The 741-nt window shown below is 49.3% G+C and carries 2 protein-coding genes; both read right to left on the reverse strand.

The annotated features are described in order from the left end of the window. Nucleotides 1-380, reverse strand: a 380-nt coding sequence (locus tag ICN19_RS10110) for an IS3 family transposase (protein ID WP_216247636.1), incomplete at its 3' end; no start/stop codon positions are given. Nucleotides 381-415: 35 nt separating this feature from the next. After that, a partial coding sequence (locus ICN19_RS10115) for a transposase (protein ID WP_216247637.1) occupies nt 416-741 on the reverse strand: 326 nt, incomplete at its 5' end.

Genomic DNA, 741 nt, shown 5'->3' on the forward strand with positions numbered 1-741 from the left:
CGGATCTTGCCACCATAAGCGTCCCTGATAAAGACAAAGTCATAACTCCAAACATGATTGGTATGAGTAGCTCGCAATCTCATACAGCTGCCATCGGAGAGCCAGAGTCTGCCTCTAGGAGGTTGCTTTTGTGGGATCTTTAGGCCTTCTTGCCGCCAGATGCGAGCGACCTTTGCAGTAGTCGCTTGCCCCCAACCAGCGTTACGCATCATGCCCGCAATAAATCTATAGCCATACCGGCCATAGGTGCTCGCCATGCGGATGACTTCAGCTCGCAGGGGCTCTTCGTCATCTCTAGGCAATGGCATATAGCGATAAGCGGCTCTCGATAGCCCCACTAAACTGCAGGCAGTCCGCTCAGAGATAGAATGCTGGTCCATGAGCAGCTGCGCTGCATTTTTACGCCTAGTAGGGCTTAGAAGTTTCCCTTAATGACTTCCTTAAGCATGACTTCTCGTAGCGATAAGTCCGCTACGAGCTTCTTAAGCCGGGTATTTTCCAGTTCTAGATCTTTGTACTTACGAGCTTGATCGACCTTCATGCCGCCATAAATCTTGCGCCAACGATAGTAGCTTTGCTCTACCGTTCCCACTTCTTTACAGGCCTGGGCTAGGGTTTTGCCGTTCGTTGTCAGGACATCGATTTGACGCAATAAGGTGACGATTTGCTCGGGTTTAAGACGTTGGCCTTTTGCCATATTTAGCACTCCTTTAAGGTGAAGATTATCAAAAATCCTCTCTT

The organism is Polynucleobacter sp. AP-Capit-er-40B-B4, from assembly GCF_018882245.1.
Lineage (GTDB): Bacteria > Pseudomonadota > Gammaproteobacteria > Burkholderiales > Burkholderiaceae > Polynucleobacter.